Annotated in this window: 23 protein-coding genes; 8 read left to right on the plus strand and 15 right to left on the minus strand. The window is 64.4% G+C overall.

Annotation, left to right across the window (positions count from 1 at the left end):
• Positions 1-274: 274 nt before the first annotated feature.
• Positions 275-859: a TetR family transcriptional regulator gene (locus tag BcanWU425_RS15190; RefSeq protein WP_018455555.1), complete on the plus strand. Its 585-nt coding sequence runs from the start codon at positions 275-277 to the stop codon at positions 857-859.
• Between the two features lie 57 nt (positions 860-916).
• Here the strand turns inward: BcanWU425_RS15190 and BcanWU425_RS15195 are convergent, their stop codons facing one another.
• The 3 genes from BcanWU425_RS15195 to BcanWU425_RS15205 form a co-directional block, all read right to left on the minus strand.
• Entirely contained in the window at positions 917-1,219 is a 303-nt protein-coding gene (locus BcanWU425_RS15195; RefSeq protein ID WP_018455556.1) for a hypothetical protein, read from the minus strand.
• A 143-nt stretch (positions 1,220-1,362) separates the two neighbouring features.
• Positions 1,363-2,013, minus strand: a complete 651-nt coding sequence (locus BcanWU425_RS15200; RefSeq protein ID WP_204511645.1) for a response regulator — start codon at positions 2,011-2,013, stop codon at positions 1,363-1,365.
• A 7-nt stretch (positions 2,014-2,020) separates the two neighbouring features.
• Positions 2,021-3,391, minus strand: coding sequence for a sensor histidine kinase (locus tag BcanWU425_RS15205; RefSeq protein ID WP_204511644.1), 1,371 nt, complete (start codon positions 3,389-3,391; stop codon positions 2,021-2,023).
• A 179-nt stretch (positions 3,392-3,570) separates the two neighbouring features.
• Between BcanWU425_RS15205 and BcanWU425_RS15210 the strand changes: the two genes are divergently transcribed.
• The 5 genes from BcanWU425_RS15210 to BcanWU425_RS15230 all read left to right on the plus strand — a co-directional run bounded on the left by BcanWU425_RS15210 (position 3,571) and on the right by BcanWU425_RS15230 (position 7,910).
• Positions 3,571-4,341, plus strand: a complete 771-nt coding sequence (locus BcanWU425_RS15210; protein WP_085351049.1) for a MotA/TolQ/ExbB proton channel family protein — start codon at positions 3,571-3,573, stop codon at positions 4,339-4,341.
• Positions 4,338-5,024, plus strand: coding sequence for a hypothetical protein (locus tag BcanWU425_RS15215; protein ID WP_085351050.1), 687 nt, complete (start codon positions 4,338-4,340; stop codon positions 5,022-5,024). The genes BcanWU425_RS15210 and BcanWU425_RS15215 overlap by 4 nt, the downstream gene beginning before the upstream one ends.
• Entirely contained in the window at positions 5,017-5,622 is a 606-nt protein-coding gene (locus BcanWU425_RS15220; RefSeq protein WP_204511643.1) for a hypothetical protein, read from the plus strand. Before BcanWU425_RS15215 ends, BcanWU425_RS15220 begins: the two co-directional genes overlap by 8 nt.
• Before the next feature lie 116 nt (positions 5,623-5,738).
• Positions 5,739-6,479: a metallophosphoesterase family protein gene (locus BcanWU425_RS15225; RefSeq protein ID WP_204511642.1), complete on the plus strand. Its 741-nt coding sequence runs from the start codon at positions 5,739-5,741 to the stop codon at positions 6,477-6,479.
• 6 nt (positions 6,480-6,485) lie between these two features.
• Positions 6,486-7,910 (plus strand): bifunctional serine/threonine-protein kinase/universal stress protein, encoded by a 1,425-nt coding sequence (locus BcanWU425_RS15230; protein WP_018455564.1) that lies wholly within the window; start codon positions 6,486-6,488, stop codon positions 7,908-7,910.
• A 24-nt stretch (positions 7,911-7,934) separates the two neighbouring features.
• Here the strand turns inward: BcanWU425_RS15230 and BcanWU425_RS15235 are convergent, their stop codons facing one another.
• From BcanWU425_RS15235 to rpe, 4 genes are all read right to left on the minus strand, one after another.
• Positions 7,935-8,126: a hypothetical protein gene (locus BcanWU425_RS15235; protein ID WP_085351052.1), complete on the minus strand. Its 192-nt coding sequence runs from the start codon at positions 8,124-8,126 to the stop codon at positions 7,935-7,937.
• A 21-nt stretch (positions 8,127-8,147) separates the two neighbouring features.
• Positions 8,148-8,324, minus strand: coding sequence for a hypothetical protein (locus BcanWU425_RS15240; RefSeq protein ID WP_162847283.1), 177 nt, complete (start codon positions 8,322-8,324; stop codon positions 8,148-8,150).
• A gap of 4 nt (positions 8,325-8,328) precedes the next feature.
• Positions 8,329-8,469, minus strand: a complete 141-nt coding sequence (locus tag BcanWU425_RS15245; protein ID WP_162847284.1) for a hypothetical protein — start codon at positions 8,467-8,469, stop codon at positions 8,329-8,331.
• Positions 8,470-8,618: 149 nt separating this feature from the next.
• On the minus strand, positions 8,619-9,320 hold the full coding sequence (gene rpe, locus BcanWU425_RS15250; RefSeq protein WP_018455567.1) for a ribulose-phosphate 3-epimerase: 702 nt from the start codon (positions 9,318-9,320) through the stop codon (positions 8,619-8,621).
• A gap of 250 nt (positions 9,321-9,570) precedes the next feature.
• Here rpe and BcanWU425_RS15255 point away from each other — a divergent pair, with 250 nt between their 5' ends.
• On the plus strand, positions 9,571-10,365 hold the full coding sequence (locus BcanWU425_RS15255; RefSeq protein ID WP_085385053.1) for an EF-hand domain-containing protein: 795 nt from the start codon (positions 9,571-9,573) through the stop codon (positions 10,363-10,365).
• A 12-nt stretch (positions 10,366-10,377) separates the two neighbouring features.
• On the opposite strand, the gene BcanWU425_RS15260 is transcribed toward BcanWU425_RS15255, so the two are convergent.
• The 3 genes from BcanWU425_RS15260 to BcanWU425_RS15270 are packed head-to-tail and all read right to left on the minus strand — an operon-like array spanning position 10,378 to position 14,504.
• Entirely contained in the window at positions 10,378-10,590 is a 213-nt protein-coding gene (locus BcanWU425_RS15260) for a KTSC domain-containing protein (RefSeq protein WP_085351054.1), read from the minus strand.
• Between the two features lie 49 nt (positions 10,591-10,639).
• Positions 10,640-11,635 (minus strand): P1 family peptidase, encoded by a 996-nt coding sequence (locus BcanWU425_RS15265; RefSeq protein ID WP_018455570.1) that lies wholly within the window; start codon positions 11,633-11,635, stop codon positions 10,640-10,642.
• Between the two features lie 58 nt (positions 11,636-11,693).
• Entirely contained in the window at positions 11,694-14,504 is a 2,811-nt protein-coding gene (locus BcanWU425_RS15270) for a PAS domain S-box protein (protein ID WP_162496426.1), read from the minus strand.
• 240 nt (positions 14,505-14,744) lie between these two features.
• Between BcanWU425_RS15270 and BcanWU425_RS15275 the strand changes: the two genes are divergently transcribed.
• The gene (locus tag BcanWU425_RS15275) at positions 14,745-15,131 is read left to right on the plus strand and encodes a response regulator (RefSeq protein ID WP_085351056.1); all 387 of its coding nucleotides are present in this window, start codon (positions 14,745-14,747) and stop codon (positions 15,129-15,131) included.
• Positions 15,132-15,212: 81 nt separating this feature from the next.
• On the opposite strand, the gene BcanWU425_RS15280 is transcribed toward BcanWU425_RS15275, so the two are convergent.
• From BcanWU425_RS15280 to BcanWU425_RS15300, 5 genes are all read right to left on the minus strand, one after another.
• Positions 15,213-16,331, minus strand: coding sequence for a branched-chain amino acid ABC transporter substrate-binding protein (locus tag BcanWU425_RS15280; RefSeq protein ID WP_204511641.1), 1,119 nt, complete (start codon positions 16,329-16,331; stop codon positions 15,213-15,215).
• Positions 16,332-16,488: 157 nt separating this feature from the next.
• Positions 16,489-17,229, minus strand: coding sequence for an ABC transporter ATP-binding protein (locus BcanWU425_RS15285; RefSeq protein ID WP_204511640.1), 741 nt, complete (start codon positions 17,227-17,229; stop codon positions 16,489-16,491).
• Positions 17,226-18,059, minus strand: a complete 834-nt coding sequence (locus tag BcanWU425_RS15290; RefSeq protein ID WP_204511639.1) for an ABC transporter ATP-binding protein — start codon at positions 18,057-18,059, stop codon at positions 17,226-17,228. Before BcanWU425_RS15290 ends, BcanWU425_RS15285 begins: the two co-directional genes overlap by 4 nt.
• On the minus strand, positions 18,056-19,375 hold the full coding sequence (gene livM / locus BcanWU425_RS15295; RefSeq protein WP_018455576.1) for a high-affinity branched-chain amino acid ABC transporter permease LivM: 1,320 nt from the start codon (positions 19,373-19,375) through the stop codon (positions 18,056-18,058). The genes BcanWU425_RS15290 and livM overlap by 4 nt, the downstream gene beginning before the upstream one ends.
• Positions 19,376-19,386: 11 nt before the next feature.
• Positions 19,387-20,304, minus strand: a complete 918-nt coding sequence (locus BcanWU425_RS15300; RefSeq protein ID WP_018455577.1) for an ABC transporter permease subunit — start codon at positions 20,302-20,304, stop codon at positions 19,387-19,389.
• Between the last annotated feature and the right edge of the window lie 266 nt (positions 20,305-20,570).

The following is a 20,570-nucleotide window of genomic DNA, read 5'->3' on the forward strand; positions in this document are numbered from 1 at the left end:
AGCCCGACGTCCCAAGCAGATGGGGGATTGAGGGTCGCAATTGAACAACAGGGACCGCCAATTGATTGGAGACTTACGACAATGACGACCGAAATCATCAATTTGACCGGGACGATTGGGCACTGGCTCAATTTACTGGTGGCGCGCCAGATCGCGGCGCAGGCTGCAAAACTGCCTCATTAAGGCGAGAGCTTTCCGAAACGACCGGCACGGGCGCTTCGGAAGCAGCTCTGTCGCCGGGTAACTGAGCCCTCAACGGGAACATGGTGCTGGCATGAACGAAGCCGTTATCTTGACGCCGGAGCGGATCCTCGAAGTCACCGAGGACGTGCTGCGGCGTTACGGACTGGCCAAAGCCACCGTGGTCGACGTTGCCCGTGCGCTCGATGTGAGCCATGGCAGCGTCTATCGCCATTTCCCGAGCAAGGCTTCGCTGCGCGAAGCGGTTGCCAAACGCTGGCTTGACCGCATCGACGCGCCGCTGCTGGCGATTGCCAAGGAGCAGGGCCCGGCGCCTGACAGGCTCGACCGCTGGCTGCGCACGCTGTTCGCCGCCAAACGTTCGCGTGTGCTCGACGACCCCGAGATGTTCGACACTTATCTGACCCTGGCGCGCGAAGCCTGCGCGGCCGTCAAATGTCACAAGGACACCATGATCGACCAGATCGCGGCAATCCTGTCCGACGGCGTGACGCAGGGCGTGTTCGCCGTCGATGACGTCAAGACCACCGCGCGTGCGATCTTCGATGCCACAGTCCGCTTTCACCATCCGGCCCATGCCGACGAGTGGAAGGATGCCGATCTCTCGGCGCGTGTCGATGCGACGCTGGCGCTGGTATTGCGCGGGCTGAAGGCGTAGGCCGAATACTCCACGCGCTGTTCCAAAGCCGTTCGATCGTCCGCATGGGCGGCGCTTTTATCCGTCGACCTTGTGGGCGAGGGCACCATCGCGAAGCGAACGCGGATGGTGGGACTTTTTCCGCGCACGAAGAGCGGTACCCGCCAATGGCACGACCGGCGGGCTTTCCGGATACGCATTGACTTCAATTTCGACGAGGTCCTTCGCCCGCTTTCGAAGCCTGTAGAATGCAAGCTCCTGTTCGAGCATGGGGCAGTGGAATCGAATGGTTGCTGTGTCTGGCAAGCGGCAGAGTTCATCGATGAGCTCGCCGACAGTGATGAGCGCGGGATAGGTAGCTTCGCGGATAGCCTTACTCATGGCGGAACTCCTTCACTGCGGTACTAACTGGAGTTCGATGGCCTCCGTTCCAATCCGCATCGCAAGGCGGTCGAAATATACCTGGGAGACGCCCGCATGCGGAGGATGGCTCCGTGCGCCTGCCTCCAGGGAGGGGCAAACATCTAGATCTTCGTCAGTCCACAATTGGCTGCCAGCCGCACCAGCTGCGCATCCGTGCGCGCGCCGGTCTTGGTCTTGATCAGATAGTGATAGTTCTGCACCGTCTTGACGCTGAGATTGAGATGCGCAGCGATCTGTTCGGTCGTGGCACCGCCGGCGAACTGGCGCAGGATCTCGATCTCGCGTTCTCCCAATTGATCCAGCGCCGAGCCCGCCGACAGACTGTCCTCGGCCAAGATGTGCGCGATGTCGTCGCTCATGGCGCGCTCGCCGCGGGCAACGCTGCGGATCGCGGACACGACCGCGGACGGCTCGCTACTCTTGGTGACGAAGCCGCTGGCGCCGGCGCTGAAGGCTGCCTTCACCAGAACGGCTTCGTTGTGCATGGTAAAGACGAGGATGCGCGCCCGCGGACTGCGCGCGCGGATGTTGCGGATGGCTTCCAGTCCGCTCGCGCCGGGCATCGAGATATCAAGCACGACGACATCAGGATCGCTCGCCTTGAAGGCGCTGTAGGCATCCGCAGCGTTGTCGGCTTCCGCCACGACATGCAGATCACCCTGGCTTTCCAGCACGCGCCGATAGCCTTGCCGCACGATCGGATGGTCGTCGACCAGCAGCACGGAAATGCCCGTTGCCGTAATCTCGTTCATGCCGGCCTCATGCGGCGAGCGGGATGGTGGCGGCGACGCTGAGTCCGCCTCGGGCGGGCAGGATCGAGAATGATCCACCGGCCGCTGCGACGCGCTCGCAGATGCCGGTGAGGCCGAAGCCGGCCGACTGCTTGACGCGTGCCGCGTCGCCGCCGCCATCGTCGTCGACACGGATCAGCAATGCATCGTCGTCGCCCGCGCGCCGTTCCACGCTGAGCGAAATCTCGCGTGCCGCGCCGTGGCGCAACGCGTTGGTCAGGCATTCCTGCGCGACGCGATAGGCCGTGATAGCGGCCGGGCCGCTGATGTCGGTGAGGTCGCCCTTGAGATCGAGCTGGATCGTCGGCCGCGCCGAGCTCTGCGAGCGCCAGCTATCCACCAAATTCACGAGGCTCGCCTCCAGCCCAAGCTCGGCGGGCAGAGGATTGCGCAGGCGCTTCAGCGCGTCGCGCAGCGAGGCCATCAGATGATGCGTGGCCTGCGAGATCATCCGCGCGTCCTGCACGATGTCGTCGCGCTTATCTGCCTTCGTGCTCGCCGTTTCGATGGTGTTGGCGAAGGCGAGGATGGCCGAGAGATTTTGTCCGAACTCGTCGTGCAGCTCGCGGGCGAGCGCGCAGCGTTCGTCGTCGCGGATCTCGATCAGGCGCCGCGTCAGCGCCGCGCGCTGTTCGGTCGCCTCCTCCAGCCGGCCGCCGAGCTCGCCGACGGCGCTGCCGATCATCGCCAGCTCCATCGAGCGGAAGCGCGGCAGTTTCGTGCGATAATGGCCGCGGGCCATGCGCTGCAAGGCCGTGACGATCGTGCGCGCCGGCGCCAGCGCATGCGCGATCGCGAGCGAGGCCAGCAGCGCGATCGCCGCCGCCATCAAAAGCGCGACGTCGATCACGTTGAGGATGTACTCCCAGGCGAGCGAAATGGCGGCCGTTTCATCCGGCGTCGCGACCACCGTTCCGGCGGTCGCCGCGCGGGGACTGACGGGCCGTATCACTTCGGCATGGCTGCCGAGGAAGGTCGGCACGATCGACGCGAACCAGCGCGGCGGCGTCTTGCCCAGCCCCTCGCTCTGGCCGCAGAGCGGCTTTTCGAATGCGATGGCCGGTTGGAATTCGACGCAGACGCCGGGCGAGATCAGCTTCATCGTCTCCAGCGTGCGCCACTCCGGAACCGGCAGAAGCTGCTCGCGTGTTCTGCTGCTACGCAACAGGAATTCGTGCCAATACAGGGCCTGAAGCGCCTGGGCGACCCGCTGCGCCGAGGCCGCAGTTGCCCGGTCGACGCTGCGATAGGCGTCGAACGTGGCCCAGATCGTCGCCGCCCCAAGGCAGAGCGCGACGATGAGAAACAGACGGGCGACAAGCTGAAGCACAAGGCGCATGCGATCACCCCAAAGTTTGCTAAGGTCAGCCTAACAACGCCGCCGCGCCTTGCCAATTGCGAGGCACGGCAAGATGGCAGCTCGGGCAAATTTCCCAAGCCGGATTGGGCATGGCTCTTTGGACGGGGGGCGGCGGCTTTGATCTAATGGGCGGAATTCACGGCCAGGAGCGGTGCAGCATGAGTTCGATGACGATTGGGCCAATCGCGGGGCCTGCTGCCGACCCATCCGAGCGCAGTGCGCTCCTGTTCTGGATGATCTTCACCGGGCTTTCGATCTTCGCCGTCGTGCTGCTGTGGCGGTTCGGCCTGATCCGCCTGATGCTGACCTCAGATCGGACCTACATTTCCAGCGTGATCGCGCTGCTCTATGTCCTCACCTGCGGTCACTGCTTCCTGCGCACGCGGGCCATTGCCCGCGAGGGCGCGGCGGCAAGGCGCTGCCGCGCGGTGCTTGCGGCCCCCGAGGGCGGCAGGGCGCTCGACGTCGGCGCTGCCGCGCTGCCGCGCGGGCTGGTGCGGGACCACATTGAGAGCCTCGTGACCAAGGCCGCGGCGCAGGACTACCGCCCCGTCGACCAGACGCTATTGCTGCGAACGCTCGCCGACCGGCTGCGCGGCTCCAACGGCTTCGGGGCCTTCGTCTCGGATACGCTGATGAAGCTCGGCCTGCTCGGCACCATCGTCGGCTTCATCATCATGCTGGCGCCGATCGCGGGACTGGATGCCGCCGACAAGGTCGCGATGCGATCATCGATGGGACTAATGAGCGACGGCATGGCGGTCGCGATGTACACGACGCTGGCGGGCCTCGTCGGTTCGATCCTGGTCCGCATCCAGTATTACATGCTGGATGCCGCGACCCAGAAGGTGTTCTCGGATGCGGTGGTGCTGACCGAGACCTATGTGACGCCGGTGCTGGAACGTAAGGGCGCTGGAATCGCGACATGATGGATGATTTCGGTCTCTATCCGCGCGAGGAGCCGTTCGATCCCTTGGGCGTGATGCTGTTCAAGGCGCTCCAGGTGATCGCTTTCCTGTTCTTCCTCGCGCTGCTCGCGGTCTCGCCGGACGCCAAGGACGGCAAGATCGACTCCAAGGCCGAGTTCATGATCACGCTGGACTGGCCCGACAGCCATCCCGACGATCTCGACCTGTTCGTGCAGGATCCCGTGGGCAATATCGCCTGGTATCGCCACCGCGAGGCCGGCTTCCTCACGCTTGACCGCGACGATCGCGGCGGAGCCAACGACTTCATCATGGTCAACGGCAAAAAGATTGCCTCGCCGATCCGCGAAGAGATCGTCACGGTGCGGGGCATCGTTCCCGGCGAATACACCGTCAATGTCTCACATTTCGTGGCTACGACCGGCGAGCCTGTGACGGCCAATGTGAAGGTGCAAAAACTCAATCCGACGGCGCAGGTGATCTTCGATAACAAGTTCACGGTCGATCACACCGGCGACGAGAAGACCGCGGTGCGGTTCCGGCTCGACGCCGAAGGCAAGGTCGTCAATGTGGACCAGCGGCCGAAATCGCTGCTGGAGACCTTTCGCAGCGGCTGGCGCAACGGCGCCGATCTCGACCCGAGCACCGGCGTGAGCAAGAACGCTGTGAGGGTGCGCCGTGACTAGCCTGCAAACGGTCATCCTCACGCTATCGATAGCCTACGCCGTCATCGGTGCGCTGCTGCTGGTCGTTCTGGTCTATGCGCGGCTGCATTGGTCGTTCAAGGCGGTCGCGGTGGTCGTGACCAGTGCGTTCTATGTCGTCAGCTTCACCGAGATGCGCGGGCTGCTCGGCTGGGCCAGCGCCGATCGGCTGCCGGCCTCGTTCAAGCTGCTGAAGGCCCGCATCGTCGAGCCGCATTCGCTGGAGGGCGATCCCGGCTCGATCTATCTCTGGGTCGAGCAGCTCGACGAGGACAATCGGCCGAGTGGCATCCCGCGCGCCTTTCGTGTGCCCTACAATGACAGGCTGGCCGACAAGACCCATGCGGCGGAGAACGAGATCGCGCTGGGACATCCGCAAGGCGGCCGGGCCGCCGATTTCGGCGGCGGCGATGGCAGCCTCATCGACATGGTCCGGGAATATGTGACGCCCAAGACCATCATGGAGACGAGCGGAGGCGATTCCTCGACCGGCGAATTCCTGGCACCACCGGCCGGCGCGCAGGGCGCCGTGTTCACGCCGTTGCCGCCGCCCCGGATGCCGCCGAAGGACGAGCAATAGGCTCTTCACCATCGCGACAGGGCAGTGCTGGCAAACCGCGCGCCGCTGGCGCATGTTCTTGACCTCCCTCAATTTAGCCTTATCGGCTCCCAATAAGGTTCGAGGGTGGAGGGTGCGTGCTTCTCGCTGTCTTCTCGGATATCCACGGCAACCGGCAGGCGTTCGAGGCGTGCCTGAAAGTCGCGCGGGCGCGTGGCGCCGAGCGCTTCATCCTGCTTGGCGACTTCGTCGGCTATGGCGCCGATCCGGAATGGGTGGTGGATACCGCGATGGAGCTGGTTGTCCAAGGCGCCGTCGCCGTGCGCGGCAATCATGACCAGGCGGTGAATTCCTCGGCCGAGACCATGAATGCCGAGGCGCAAATCGCGATCGAATGGACCCGCGGCCGGCTCGACACCGCGCAGCGGCGGTTCCTGGCGGAATTGCCGATGCTGGTGGAGGACGGCGATCGCCTGTTCGTGCATTCGGAAGCCTCCAGCCCCCGAAGCTGGCACTATGTCCGATCGACCGCCGACGCAGCCAAGAGCCTGATCGCGACGCCGGCTCATGTCACGTTCTGCGGCCACATCCACCGCCCGGCGATCTATTCGATGTCGGTGACGGCGAAGATGTCGGGACTCGTGCCCAAGACTGACGTCTCCGTACCGCTGCTGCGCGGCCGGCAATGGATTGCGGTGCTCGGCTCGGTCGGCCAGCCGCGCGATGGCGATCCATCCGCGGCTTTCGCGCTGTTCGACACGGTCTCGTGCCAGATCACCTATTGCCGCGCGCCCTACGACGTCGAGACGGCCGCGAACCGGATCCGCGAGAACGGCCTGCCGCATTGGCTCGCCGACCGACTGTCGCAGGGGCGTTAGAGGCCGATGCCGAAACCCCTCGTCAAATCAGGCGCAGAGATCGACGGCTACACGATTGGCGAATGCGTCCATGCCGGCGGAATGGCGACGCTGTGGACCGTCACCCGTCCCGGCCTCGACGTGCCGCTGCTGATGAAAATTCCGCGGGTGTCGGAGGGCGAGGACCCCGCGGCGATCGTCTCCTTCGAGATGGAGATGATGATCCTGCCGCGGCTTGCGGGTCCGCACGTGCCCTCCTGTTTCGGCACCGGCGATTTCGCCCACCAGGCCTATGTCGTGATCGAGCGCATCTCCGGGACCACGCTCTACAAGCGGTTGCCCGACCTACCGCTGCCGTATGACGAGGCGCGGCAGCTCGTCGCCAGGATCGCAACGGGGCTTGCTGATTTGCACCGGCAGAACGTGATCCATCACGACATCAAGCCGAGCAGCATCATGTTCCGCGAGAGCGGCGAGGCGGTGTTGATCGACTATGGCCTGTCGCATCACAACCATCTGCCGGACCTGTTGCAGGAGGAATTCCGCCTGCCTTACGGCACCGCGCCCTATATGGCGCCAGAACGGTTGTCAGGGGTGCGCGACGATCCGCGCAGCGATCTGTTTTCGCTGGGCGTGCTGCTCTATTTCTTCACGACCGGCGAGCGGCCGTTCGGCGAGGGCGAGACACTGCGTGCGATGCGGCGCCGGCTTTGGCGCGATCCGCACCCGCCGCGCGGCTTGCGCGCTGATTATCCGCCCTGGCTCCAGGAGGTGGTGCTGCGGTGCCTCGAGATCGAACCGGTGCGGCGCTATCCGACGGCGTCGCAGCTCGCCTTCGATCTGACCCATCCGGACCAGATCAGGCTCACCACACGCTCGGAGCGGATGAAGCGCGACCCGTTAAGCGTCGCTTGGCGGCGCCGCTTCAACCAGGGCGTCATGCAGCCGCGCGCGAAATCGGATGTCGCAGCCCAGATCGCATCAAGCCCGATCCTCGCGGTCGCGCTCGACACGGTGGAAGGCGCCCCCGAGCTGAACGAAGCGTTGCGCGTCACCACCGAGCGTATTCTCGCCACGCTGCCGTCGGCGCGGCTCGCCTGTCTCAACGTGCTGAGGCTCAACCGCATCGCGATTGACAGGACGCTGGATGAGCAGGGCTCCAACAAGCATATCGACCGGTTGGTGGCGCTCAGACACTGGGCCACGCCGCTCAAGCTCGATGAGAGCCGGCTCTCGGCTCACGTGCTGGAAGCCGTCGATCCCGCGGCGGCCATCCTGGAGTTTTGCGAGGTCAACCACGTCGACCACGTCATCATCGGCGCGCGGCAGGGCTCGTTCAGGCGCACGCTGCTCGGCAGCGTCTCGGCCAAGGTGGCCTCGGAAGCGGCCTGCACCGTCACTGTGGTACGGCCGCCGCGAATGGCTGCGGATGCGGGCGAGGAGGCCGGATAGGGCCGCGCTCTGGATCCTGGAGGCTCAGGCCGCGTGAGCGGTGTGGACGGAGCGCTTGCGACGGATCGGCCAGGAGAATTGCGGGCCGGGCTCGCAGTGATCCGCGCTGCCGCCGAAGAACTGGATGATCTCGCGGCACGGCTCGCAGTTGAACAGGTTACGCGACGCGGATGCCTTGGTCATTTCCTTGAGGCAGTTCGGGCAATGCGGCTTCATGAGCTTGGTCCAGAAAAGAATTCAATGCCGGCGCGGTGACCGGAGCGGGTGATCCAGGTCCATCTCGGGCCCGGTGTCGTCGCGCATCTCGCCTTCGGTGCGTTCGAGCCGACCGAAGAAAAAATCGAGGTCAGGATGTGGGCGCCGCGGGATGCGGCACCGGCGCTTCGGCTGACGTTTCACGAGCGCGATCTGCATGGGGTCAGGCCCGATACCAGTCGCGACGAGCGATGCGGGCCGAGCGTACCGAGACCTTCACCGGTCCGGCCGATGGACCAAACACAACAAACGCACAAAAACCAAGCCACAACGCCACGCCAGTCCAGACCAGGGTCGTCGTCATGATGTGCTCCCGCGAAAACAGGCAAGAATCACTTGCGGTGATTTGCGCGAATCAGGGAAGCCCGGAGGAGTACGGATCAAGTTGCAAATTTAGGCATTACGCGCCGCAACACCCGTAGAGGCCGCACGTCTGCGGAGTCGAGCGGGCCCTCAGATCGCCTCGCCGCGTGCACCCGCGGCGGCGTTGCGGATTGCGGCGATGTTGGTCTTATAGGCGTCCTGCGTGCCGCCCCTGAACACGGACGTGCCGGCGACGAAGGCGTTGGCCCCGGCCGCAGCCAGGGGACCTGCGACGTCGGGCCCGACGCCGCCATCGACCTCGATATCGATCGGCCGGCCCGCTGTCATGGCGCGGATGTCGCGGATCTTGCCGATCGCGGAGGGGATGAAGGCCTGGCCGCCGAAGCCGGGATTGACCGACATCACCAGCACGAGGTCGACCAGGTCCAGGACGTATTCGAGGGCACTGATCGGCGTGCCCGGATTGAGCGAAACGCCGGCCTTCTTGCCGAGTGCGCGGATCGCCTGAAGCGAGCGGTGCAGATGGGGACCGGCCTCGGCATGCACGGTGATGTGGTCGCAGCCGGCTTTCGCGAAGGCCTCGAGATAGGGGTCACAGGGCGAGATCATCAGATGCGCGTCGAAGATCTTCTTGGTGTGCGGGCGCATCGCCTTAATGACGTCGGGGCCATACGAGATGTTGGGAACGAAGTGCCCGTCCATGACGTCGAGATGGATCCAGTCGGCTCCAGCGGCGTCCACGGCGCGCACCTCCTCGCCGAGCCTGGAGAAATCCGAGGCCAGGATCGAGGGCGCGATTGCCAGGGGGCGGGGAGCGAAGGCTTGGGTCATGGCGGTTTCCCGTGGCGGCCGTAGAAGATGGACTCGCCTAACATGGGCCTCTCAGCCGGGCAATGCAGGGGCGGCGTGCTTCCTGTGGGCGGAAATTTCTGCCGCGACCGGCATGAATTGCCGGTGTTCCGGGCCGTGCAAAGTGCGGTGAAAGCGGATTTCATTGAGCTTTTTGCGCTGGCACGGCGCTTGCTGACTTCACCTGAACAGAACATTGGCCGCGGCATGCCGCATTGGTTGGAGTTGTGCAATGTTGTTTGCTCTTGGGGCCGTATCGAGCGCACTCGACGCGATCCAGTCGCTGACGAATTCGAAATCGTCCTCGTCGACGCAGAAGACGGGATCCTCGCAAAAGCCCGCGACCAATCCGTTCGCGATCGAGAGCGGCAGCAACAGCACGACCGGCGCGGCCTCGTCGGTCAATGCGGGCAAGACCCCGCAGATCTCGCCGGAGACGATGAACGCGCTGTTCGCTGCGCAGAGCCAATCCTCGGACAGCACCGGCAGCGCCGCCAGCTCGACCTCGTCGAGTTCGACGTCCTCCTCCTCGACGCGCCGCGACGCCGCCTTGAAGGATCTGTTCTCGCAGATCGATGGGGACGGCGACGGCAAGATCACCAAGTCGGAATTCGAGAATGCGCTCGGCGCCGGCGGCACCAATCTCGCGCAGGCCGACGACGTTTTCTCGAAGCTGGATTCGAATACCGACGGCAGCGTCAGCCTCGACGAGATGTCGAAGGCGCTGAAGGGCGGCCATCACGGTCACCATCACGCGCAAGGCGCGGGCGATGCCTCCGGCAGCGGTTCGGGTTCCTCCTCGCGGTCCAGCGGCGGCTCGACCTCGACCTCGACGACCGGCGCCGACGGTTCGACCACCACCACTGTCACCTATGCCGACGGCTTCAAGATGTCGACGACGGTCCCGGGCGCCTCCAGCTCCCGTAATTCGGCGTACGATCTGTTCGCGCAGTTGATGCAGCGGCAGGGCGGGCAGGGACAAGGCGCCTCAGCGGCTGTCGGTTCATCGATGTCGATGAGCGTGTAACCTTGCTCACGGCTAGCCTGCATATTCGTGCGTGATGTCACGATAGACATACCGATCACGGATTTCGCGGTTGAAGAACGTACCCTTTGAGCGCACATTCTTGAGCGCGGCGGCGACCTCGGGCGGAACGTCCGCGTAGACATAGACGCGTCCGCTGACGAAAGTCACCGTCAGCTCGCGCCTATCGGGGGCGTAGCGGAAAAAGCGGATCACGGAAGACGGCATGGCGGTGCACCTTGTCGGCCAGGGTAACGCCGTGTCAGCCGTTTCGTTTCTATCCGAACCGGTCCTTCCACGCCGGCATTGCGCCGGCAAAGGGCAGGGCCGTCGCATTGTAGACGCCGCGAGCGATGGCGCGTGCGACCACGTTGGCGGCGATCGTTCCGAGCTCGGTAAGGCCGACCAGCGGCTCGATCGGCTTCTCGCCCGTTGCGGCGGCGAACAGCACGTCGCCGTCGGTCGGGGCATGCACCGGATAGATCGCACGGGCGAACCCGGTATGCGCGATCATCGCAAGCCGCTTGGCCTGGGGTTTGGTCAGCGTGGCATCGGTGACAACGACGCCGATCGTGGTGTTCTCGCGCGCGTTCGCGGCGGGTCCGCCCTTGATGCGCATCGCCAGCATGTCCGGTGTGAACGTGGACGGCAGGCCGCGCCCGCCGAACTCGCCGTTCTCCTCGAAGGGCGCAGCCCAGAACCAAGGCCCTTCGCCAACGGTTGTGCTGCCGACCGCGTTGACGACCATGATCGCGGCGACCTTGATACCATTGGCCAGGACCGCGGAGGCCGACCCCAGTCCACCCTTGAAGGTCGCGGTGGTGGCACCGAGGCCGGCGCCGACGCTGCCCAGTGCGAAATCGTCGCTGGCGGCCAACGCTGCGGCGTAGCCGAGGTCGCGATAGGGCGCGAAGCGTCCCCAGGCCTTGTCGCCGCCGTTGAGCAAGTCGAAAACGATTGCGCCAGGCACGATCGGAATCACCGCCTCGCGAATCCGCAAGCCGCGGCCTTGTTCGGCGAGCCAGGCCTGGATGCCGCCGCCGGCGTCGATTCCAAAGGCGGAGCCGCCGGACAGCGCGATGGCGTCAACGCGATCGACGGTGCTGGCGAGGTCGAGCAACGCGTCTTCGCGCGTGCCGGGTCCGCCGCCGCGAACATCGATGGCCGCAACCGCGGGGGCGTCGAAGATGATCGCGGTCGTGCCAGTGGCGATTTTCGCATCCTCGGCATGGCCGACGCGGACGCCGGCGATATCGGTGAGAAGGTTTTTCAAGGCGGCTCCGCAGGCTGAAAGGCGCGCGCTTCAGCGATATCGCAGGGATGCCGCAGGCTCAACCCGCGAGCGCGGTCCTCAGCATCTTGGCGAGCTCGGACTTACGGTAGGGCTTTGCCAGCAGCAGCACGCCGGAATCGAGCCGCCCGTGATGGACGATGGCGTTCTCGGTGTAGCCCGAGGTGAACAGCGTCTTCAGGTCGGGGCGGCGGCGAGCCGCCTCGTCGGCGAGCTGGCGGCCGTTCATGTTGCCGGGCATGATGACGTCCGTGAATAGCAGGTCGATGTCCTTGTCGGCGTCGATGATGACGAGGGCCTCGGCCGCGTTGGCGGCTTCGAGGGCGGTATAGCCGAGGCTCTTGATCTGGGTCACGACATATTGGCGCACCAGCGCGTCGTCCTCGACGATCAGGATCTTCTCGTGGCCGCCGGTGACGGGCGCGTTCTGCAGCGCCTCGAATTCGGTCTCCTGCACGCCGCTCGAGCGCGGCAGGTAAATCTTCACGCTCGTGCCGTGGCCTTCCTCGCTGTAAATCTTGATGTGTCCGCCGGACTGCTTGACGAAGCCGAACACCATGCTGAGCCCGAGGCCGGTGCCCTTGCCGACCTCCTTCGTGGTGAAGAAGGGATCGAACACCCGGTCCATCAACTCCGGCGGGATTCCGGAGCCGGTATCGCTGACGGCGATCATGACGTAATTGCCGGCCACCACGTCGGGATTCATGCTGGCATAGCCGTCGTCGAGGAAGATGTTGCGCGTCTCCAGCACCAGCGTGCCGCCGTCGGGCATCGCATCGCGCGCGTTCAGCGCGAGGTTGAGGATCGCGGTGGAAAGCTGGCCCGGGTCGATCAGTGCCGGCCACGCATCCTCGGTGAGTTGCGGCATGATGGTGATCTGCTCGCCGAGCGTGGGATGCAGGAGCTTTGCGGCCTCGAGCGTCAATGCGTTGACGTCGATTTCGCGTGGTTGGAGCGGCTGCTTGCGGGCGAACGCGAGCAGATGCTTGGTCAGTTGCGCGCCGCGCTCGGCGGCGTCGTCGATCAGCTTGGTGATGGCGGCGAGCTCGGGACGGTCAGCGACCGCGTCCGCCAAAATTCCGATCGTGCCGGTGATGACGGTCAGCACATTGTTGAAGTCGTGCGCGACACCGCCGGTCAATTGACCAATCGAATCCATCTTCTGGACGTGCCTGAACTGCGCCTCGGCCGCCTGCTTCTCGGTGAGGTCGCGGCCGATGAAGAAATGGCGCTTGACCGGCTCGGACCAGGTGCCCATCCAGTTCAGCGTGACCTCGTGACCGTCGTAGTGGTAGTAGCGCGCCTCGAAGCTGCGCTTGACCGCGCCACGCCGCGCCGCGCGCATCTCGTCGCGCGTCTTCTGGAGGTCATCGGGATGAATGAACTCGGTGGCGCTGTGCCCGATCATGTCTTCCGGATTCAAGCCGAGAATGGTCTTCACGCTCGGGCTGACCTGGATGAAATTGCCAAAACCGTCGGTGACCAGGATCAGATCCTGTGAGGTCTCGAAGATCCGCTGCCGCTCCTCGACCTCGCGGCGCAGTTTTTCTCGTGCCTGCTTCTCTTCCGTGATGTCGTGGGCGATCTTGGAAGCGCCGATGATCTGTCCGTTGGCTGATTTCAGCGGAGAAACATTGAGGACGACGTCGACCCGCCGGCCGTCCTTTCGGATCCGGACCGTCTCGTGCTGTGCGATCGTTTCGTTGCCGCCGACCCGGTTCAGGATACCCCTGACCTCGGCCTTGCGGTCCTCCGGGACGATGATGTCGATCGGCTGCCCGATGGCCTCCGCGGCGGCATAGCCGAACAGATGTTCGGCGGCCTTGTTCCAGCCCGTGATGACACCGTCGAGCGTCTTCGTGATGATGGCATCATTGGCGGATTCGACGACGGCGCCGTACAGGGCAAGGCGCTTGCCATAATAGTCGCGATCCAATGCCGACTGCTGGCGCAGCCTGCCGACGAGACCCAGCGTATGCGCCTGAAGGCGGACATTTTCGATCAGGAGCACCGCGAGCACGAAGGTCGCCGCGCAGAGGCCGTAGACACGACCGGCGTAGAAGCCGAGATCGAAGCGCGCCACGTTGACGATCGCCGACAGCGCGATGTCGAACAGCCATGCGCACATCACCACCATGAGCCAGACATCGATGACCGAATGCGGACGGCGGAACCACAGCGAGACCAGCGCGGCGAAGCTCAAGGACCAGACAAAGGACACCACGCCGATCATGATCTGCGTGTAACCGCCATCGCGCAGCAGGACCGGAAGCAGGTCGTGCTGCGCAGTGACGATCCAGGTCAAGACGATCATGATCGTGACGACGCCGACCACGCTGGCGTAGATCGCCTTGCTTGCCGAGCCCGTGATCCGGGCGCCGCCGTCGGCCTCCTTCAGCCAGGCGTAGGCCAGCACGCAGAGCGGAAAGCCGCCGTGCCAGATCATGTAGAGCCAGACCGTGGTCTGCTGGTTGGCCCCCAGCAGCCCGGTGGGCGAAAAAAGTCCGGGGAAGGTGAGGGCATGGACCACGGCCGCGGCGGCTGTGAAAAGATAGCCCGTCGCGAGCACGAGCAGCGCGCTGGTCCTGAGCACCGCAAACTGCGACAACAGCAGGACGGCGGTGACAATGTCCGCGACCACAAGGGCGGATTGATAGCTGGCGACGAAGGCTGGCACGGGCAGTAGCGGGATACCCGCGAAGGGCACGGCCACTGCGAACAGGATCGACGAGACGCCCACGATCGCCAATGCTGCGGTGCGGTCCTTCGGGGTAGCCGGCAACGTCGAAAGGAATGTGCTTCGATCGGTCGTCGCAGACACGTGCAGCTCGCGCAGATCGGTTTTGAGCATCTTCGCCAATCTCATTTGGCCCAATCAATTTCTGCCCATGGTAGCGGGTTCTGGGCACGCATCATGACAAAACCCACTGCGACTCAACCGAAGGTTACAGTTTACTTAATTATGGGGGGAACGCGCACCGGGGATCGGGTAAGATGCGCTTTACTGGATGGTGCAATAATGCTCTCCCGCAGCTGCGGGTTCCAGGTTTGAACCAGGCATTTTGATTTCAGGATCCGGGAGTTGTTCCCTATGCCCCGCGTTCTCATCATCGACGACCAGAAGGACGTCCGTGCGATGGTCGCGATCGTGCTGCGCGTCAACCGTTATGAGGTCGTTGAGGCCGACAGCGGCGCAGCCGGGGTGAAAGCCTTCACCGAGGTCGGCTTCGACGCGGCAATCGTGGACATTTTCCTCGGCGATACCAGTGGCGTCGAGGTCATCACGACCCTGCGCGAGCTTGCACCGAGCCTCCCGGTCGTTGCCGTGTCGGGGATGACGGCGCTGGACTTCATGGAACAATCGCCCCACCTCGCCAGCGTGGTCTGCCTGCAAAAGCCGTTTCGGCCGAACGATCTTCTTGAAGCGCTGAGGAAGGCCCAAGGCGCGGTGGACGGCGCGATACAAGCAGCAGTCTGATCCTGACGCAGGAAGAAACGCCCCGGGCGAGCCGGGGCGCGATGATGATTGGAGGAGGCCTTCAGGCCCCGGCAAGCGTGCTTAGGTGCCGTTGCCGCTGATCGCGGCGTAGCCGCCCTTGGCGTCCCATTTGTAGACGACGTAGTCGAGCTGCTTGATATCGCCCTTGGAGTCATACTCGATCGGCCCGATCACGGTATCCCACTTGCCGGCCTTGATGGCTGCCATGACCTTCTTGGCGTCGGTGGTGCCGGCCTTCTTGGCCGCCTCCGACCAGACCTGCATCGCTGCGTAGGTGTAGAGCGTGTAGCCCTCGGGGTCGATGTTCTTGGCCTTGAAGGCTTCGACGATCTTCTTCGCCGTCGGCTTGTTGCGCGGATCGGGGCCGAAGGTGAACAGCGTGCCTTCGCCGGCCGGGCCGGTGATGGAGGCGTATTCCTTGTCGGCGAGTGCGTCGCCGGCCATCAGCACGGTCTTCAGGCCCTGGTCGCGCATCTGGCGCAGGAGAAGGCCGCTCTCTTGATGGTAGCCCCCGACATAGACGAGATCGATGTTGTCGCGCTTCAGCCGCGAGACGATCGCGTTGAAGTCCTTGTCGCCCTTGTTGTAGGACTCGTACATCTTCTCGGTGACGCCGGCCTTGTTGAGCGCCTTCTTGGTCTCGTCCGCAAGGCCCTTGCCGTAGGTGGTCTTGTCGTTGAGGATGGCGATGTTCTTGCCCTTGTAGTTCTTGGCGATGTACTGGGCGGCGACCAGGCCCTGCTGGTCGTCGCGGCCGCAGACGCGCGCCACGTTCCACAGTCCGCTATCGGTGAACTTCGGATTGGTGGAGGCGGGAGTAATCTGGAGCACGTTGCCGTCGGCATAGGCTTCCGACGCGGGGATCGACGAGGACGAGCAATAATGCCCGGCCACGAACGGAATTTTCGCGCCGGCGATCTTCTCGGCGATCGAGCGCGCCTGTTTCGGATCGCAGGCGTCGTCCTCGACGGACAACGCGAGCTTCTTGCCGTTGACACCGCCGGCGGCGTTGATGTCGGCTACGGCCATCTCGGCGCCGTTCTTCATCTGGCGGCCGAAGGCGGACTCGCCGCCGGTCATCGGACCTGCGACTGCGACGGTGACATCCTGCGCGAATGCCGCGCTCGACAGCGCGATCGATGCGCCGAATGCCAGACCGATGAGCTTCAGTGATTTCATGAGATACCTCGAGGGTGGTCGCCTGTGGAAGTTACCGGGCATGCCCGGTTCAAACCGGCGCCATTCTTGAATGAATTCGAGGAGAAGTCACCGGCAAAATACGGGCATTGGCAGAGATATCGCCAAATTCGGCCGCACGGGTTCGGCTTGGGCGGCCTCAGCCGTGCCGGCCGCCTTCCAGGTAGGCGGCGCGAATCTCGGGGCGCTGCAACAACTCGGCACCGGTCCCGGCCAGGGTGATCAGGCCATTGACCATGACATAGCCGCGATGGGCGAGCTTGAGCGCGTGGTTGGCGTTCTGCTCGACGATCAGCACGGTCAGGCCGTCCTGCCGGTTCAGAGTGCGGATCGCATCGAAAATCTGGCGCGCGATCAGCGGCGCCAGACCGAGCGAGGGCTCATCAAGCAGGAGCAGGCGAGGGCGGCTCATCAAAGCGCGGCCGATGGCCAGCATCTGCTGCTCGCCGCCAGACAGGGTTCCCCCGCGCTGGCCGTAGCGTTCCTTCAGCCGCGGAAACAGCGTGAACACGCGTTGTAGCGTCGCCTCGCGTTCGGCGTCAGTGCATTCGGTGGCGTCCGCCCCCATCTGGAGATTTTCCGCCACGCTCATGCGCGGGAAGATGCGGCGGCCCTCCGGCGATTGCGCGATGCGCAAATGCGCGATCTCGTGGGTGGGCACTTCGGTGATGTCGCGGCCTTCGTACAGGATCTGGCCGGCGCGGGCGCGGGGCTTGCCGAAGATCGTCATCATCAGCGTCGACTTGCCGGCACCGTTGGCGCCGATCAGCGCCACGATCTCGCCGGCATTGATCTCGAGGTCGACGCCCTTCAGCGCCTCGATCTTGCCGTAGGCGGCGCGAAGGCTGCGGATCGCGAGCAGGGCAGTGGGCGACGTCACGACCCGCTCTCCATCACGGCCGCCGCCTCTTCCTCATCGGTGCCGAGATAGGCGGCGATCACCTTCGGATCGTCGCGAACCTCGCGTGGGGAACCTTCCGCGATCTTCACACCGTGGTCCATCACCACGATCTGGTCGGAGATCTCCATCACCACAGACATGTCGTGCTCGATCAGCAGGATCGAGGTGCCGAGCTCGTTGCGGATCGACAGCAGCAGCTCGCTCAGGGCGGCGCTCTCGCGCGCATTGAGGCCGGCGGCGGGCTCGTCCAGGCACAAGAGCGCGGGCTCGGTGCACATCGCGCGTGCGATCTCGAGTCGACGCTGGTCGCCATAGGCAAAATTACCGGCGGCATCGTCGGCGCGGTCGAGCAAATTGACCCGCTTGAGCCAGTCGGTGGCGAGATCGATCGCGCGCTTCTCGGCTTCGCGGTAGACGGGCGCGCCAATGAGCCCGAGCAAGGTGAAGCCGGAGGCGCGCATCAGTGCGTTGTGCTGCGCCACCATCAGGTTTTCCAGCGCCGTCATGCCAGGAAACAGGCGGATGTTCTGGAAGGTGCGGGCCACCTTGGCCTGCTTGGCGATGCGGAAATCGTTCAGCCGCTCCAGCGCGATCACCTTGCCGTCGTCATGGCCGAGGCGGATGGCGCCGCCGCTCGGCTTGTAGAACCCGGTGATGCAGTTGAAGACCGTCGTCTTACCGGCACCGTTGGGTCCGATCAGCGCGGTGATCTTCTTCCGCTCGGCAGCAAACGACAGGTCCTGCACCGCGACGATGCCGCCGAAGCGCATGGTGAGCCGGTCGACCTCGAGAATCTGGTCGCGGCTCATCCGTGCCCCTCCTTGACGAGGTCGGATGAGATCGCGTGGGCCTTGGTCAGATACACGGTCGGCGCGCGATGGCCAATCAAGCCGCGCGGCCGCCAGATCATGATCAGCACCATGGCCATGCCGAACACCAGCATGCGATAGCTCTCTAGGCTCCGGAACAGTTCGAAACCGCCGATCATGGCGAGCGCTGCGAGCGCGACGCCAAGCTGCGAGCCCATGCCGCCAAGCACGACGATGGCGAGCACCAGCGCCGATTCCTGGAAGGTGAAGGATTCCGGGCTGATGAAGCCCTGGCGGGTCGCAAAGAACGCGCCGGCAAAGCCGCCGAACATCGCACCGGTCGCGAATGCCGTGAGCTTGGTGGTCGTGGTGTTGATGCCGAGCGCGCGGCAGGCGACCTCGTCCTCGCGCAGGGCTTCCCAGGCGCGGCCGATCGGCAGGCGGCGCAGCCGGATCGTCACCCAGTTGGTGAGCAGCGCGAGCGCCAGGATCAGGTAGAACAGGAAGACGATGCGGTGGGTCGGCGAATATTCGATGCCGAGCCTGGCTGCGAGGCCGTTGTCGCTATTGTCGAGCGGGATGCCGAAGAAAGAGGGGCGGGGAATGCTGGAGACGCCGTTGGGGCCGCCGGTCAGATCCTGCCAATTGATGATGACGAGGCGGATGATCTCGCCGAAGGCGAGCGTCACGATCGCGAGGTAGTCGCCGCGCAGGCGCAGCACGGGGAAGCCGAGCAGCACGCCCCAGAATGCGGCGAGGACGCCCGCTAGCGGCAGGCAGATCCAGAATGACCAGCCGAAATTGGTCGCAAGCAGCGCGTAGGAATAGGCGCCGACCGCATAGAAGGCGACATAGCCGAGATCGAGCAGGCCAGCCAGCCCGACCACGACATTCAACCCCCAGCCCAGCATCACATAGGTGAGCACGAGGATGGCGAGATCTAGGATGTAGCGCTGGTCATAGAAGATCACAGGCACCAGCAGGGTGAAGATCAGAAGCGCCGGTGCGAGATAGCGGCCGAGGAACGACATTCCGCTCTGCACCGCCGGCGGCACCAGCTTCTCGGCGCCGGTCGGACCGATCCATTGCTTGAGCAGCTCGAGCACGATCGAGCCGCCGAATACCGCGGCGACGAGGGAGGCGACCTCGCCGAAGCGCGTCCAATAGGTGAGCTGGCCGTCGGAACCGGCTTCGGTGCGGACGCCGACCATCAGCGAGAACAGCACCAGCGCGATCAGTGCGTTGACGCAGGCGGTCTTCAGGAGAGCGGGGATGCCCGATGCGGTTTTGGCCGTATTGATCGAGGGAGCTTTCACGCGCGCGACCGTCAGACTTTTTCGACTTCGGGGCGGCCGAGCAGGCCGGTCGGCATGAAGATCAGCACGACGATCAGGATCGAGAACGCGGCGACATCCTTGTATTCGACCGAGAAATAGGCCGACCAGAACGTCTCGATCAGCCCGATCGCGAGCCCCCCGAGCATGGCGCCGGGCAGCGAGCCGATGCCGCCGAGTACGGCCGCGGTGAACGCCTTGATGCCGGCGACGAAGCCCATGAAGAAATCGACCAGGCCGTAATAGAGCAGGTACATCAGGCCGGCCACTGCGGCGAGCGCAGCGCCGATCACGAAGGTCATGGAGATAGTGCGGTCGACGTTGACGCCGAGCAGCGCCGCCATGGTCTGGTCCTGCTCGCAGGCGCGCATGTCGCGCCCGAGCCGTGTGCGCGACACCAGCCAGGTGAAGATCGCCAGCAGCACGATGGTGGTGATGACCACCACGATCTGGATATTGGAGAGCTGGATGACGAAGCCATCGGCGCTCTCGTGCAGCGTATAGCCGCCGGTGATCACTGGCGGCACTGGCTTCACCCGCGCGCCTTGCGCCACCTGCGAATAATTGGTCAGCACGAACGACATGCCGATCGCCGACAGCATCGGCGCGAGGCGGAAGGAGTGGCGCAGCGGACGGTAGGCGATGCGCTCGATGGTCCAGCCATACAGGGCGGTGATCGCCATCGAGACCAGGATCACGATCAAAAGGATCACCGGGACCGCAGTCAGGCCCGTCGAGACCAGGAGAAGGAAGGTGATCAGGGCGATGAAGCCGCCGATCATGAAGACATCGCCATGGGCGAAGTTGATCATCCCGACGATGCCGTAGACCATCGTGTAGCCGATCGCGATCAGCCCGTAGATCGAGCCGAGCACGAGGCCGTTGATGAGCTGCTGGGCGAAATAATCCATAGGCTGCCGTACCCAAATCTGACGCGGCTCAAAGGGAGCTCTTCGAGAGAGAGTGCTGGTTTCTTCTCGGGCCCCGGCAGCCCTTAAGCATTCTCGTTTTGTAACAGGAGGGAACTGGCGGCTGCAACCGGCCTCGCCTCCGCATCAAGGCTTTTACAGAGATCATTTGGCGCTCCGGTTCCCCCGCAATGGGCGGAACCGGCTCCGCCAGCGCCATCGGATGCCTGTCGGGAGGCAGTTAAGGTAAACAAAGGGTTTAAATTGCC

This window comes from Bradyrhizobium sp. WU425 (genome assembly GCF_021052305.1).
Taxonomy (GTDB): Bacteria; Pseudomonadota; Alphaproteobacteria; order Rhizobiales; family Xanthobacteraceae; genus Bradyrhizobium; species Bradyrhizobium canariense_D.

Coding starts and splice junctions, on each gene's coding strand:
- BcanWU425_RS15190 (WP_018455555.1), top strand. CDS start 275: ATGAACGAAGCCGTTATCTTGACGCCGGAGCGGATCCTCGAAGTCACC.
- BcanWU425_RS15195 (WP_018455556.1), bottom strand. CDS start 1,219: ATGAGTAAGGCTATCCGCGAAGCTACCTATCCCGCGCTCATCACTGTC.
- BcanWU425_RS15200 (WP_204511645.1), bottom strand. CDS start 2,013: ATGAACGAGATTACGGCAACGGGCATTTCCGTGCTGCTGGTCGACGAC.
- BcanWU425_RS15205 (WP_204511644.1), bottom strand. CDS start 3,391: ATGCGCCTTGTGCTTCAGCTTGTCGCCCGTCTGTTTCTCATCGTCGCG.
- BcanWU425_RS15210 (WP_085351049.1), top strand. CDS start 3,571: ATGAGTTCGATGACGATTGGGCCAATCGCGGGGCCTGCTGCCGACCCA.
- BcanWU425_RS15215 (WP_085351050.1), top strand. CDS start 4,338: ATGATGGATGATTTCGGTCTCTATCCGCGCGAGGAGCCGTTCGATCCC.
- BcanWU425_RS15230 (WP_018455564.1), top strand. CDS start 6,486: ATGCCGAAACCCCTCGTCAAATCAGGCGCAGAGATCGACGGCTACACG.
- BcanWU425_RS15235 (WP_085351052.1), bottom strand. CDS start 8,126: ATGAAGCCGCATTGCCCGAACTGCCTCAAGGAAATGACCAAGGCATCC.
- BcanWU425_RS15240 (WP_162847283.1), bottom strand. CDS start 8,324: ATGCAGATCGCGCTCGTGAAACGTCAGCCGAAGCGCCGGTGCCGCATC.
- BcanWU425_RS15245 (WP_162847284.1), bottom strand. CDS start 8,469: ATGACGACGACCCTGGTCTGGACTGGCGTGGCGTTGTGGCTTGGTTTT.
- rpe (WP_018455567.1), bottom strand. CDS start 9,320: ATGACCCAAGCCTTCGCTCCCCGCCCCCTGGCAATCGCGCCCTCGATC.
- BcanWU425_RS15255 (WP_085385053.1), top strand. CDS start 9,571: ATGTTGTTTGCTCTTGGGGCCGTATCGAGCGCACTCGACGCGATCCAG.
- BcanWU425_RS15260 (WP_085351054.1), bottom strand. CDS start 10,590: ATGCCGTCTTCCGTGATCCGCTTTTTCCGCTACGCCCCCGATAGGCGC.
- BcanWU425_RS15270 (WP_162496426.1), bottom strand. CDS start 14,504: ATGCTCAAAACCGATCTGCGCGAGCTGCACGTGTCTGCGACGACCGAT.
- BcanWU425_RS15275 (WP_085351056.1), top strand. CDS start 14,745: ATGCCCCGCGTTCTCATCATCGACGACCAGAAGGACGTCCGTGCGATG.
- BcanWU425_RS15280 (WP_204511641.1), bottom strand. CDS start 16,331: ATGAAATCACTGAAGCTCATCGGTCTGGCATTCGGCGCATCGATCGCG.
- BcanWU425_RS15290 (WP_204511639.1), bottom strand. CDS start 18,059: ATGAGCCGCGACCAGATTCTCGAGGTCGACCGGCTCACCATGCGCTTC.
- BcanWU425_RS15300 (WP_018455577.1), bottom strand. CDS start 20,304: ATGGATTATTTCGCCCAGCAGCTCATCAACGGCCTCGTGCTCGGCTCG.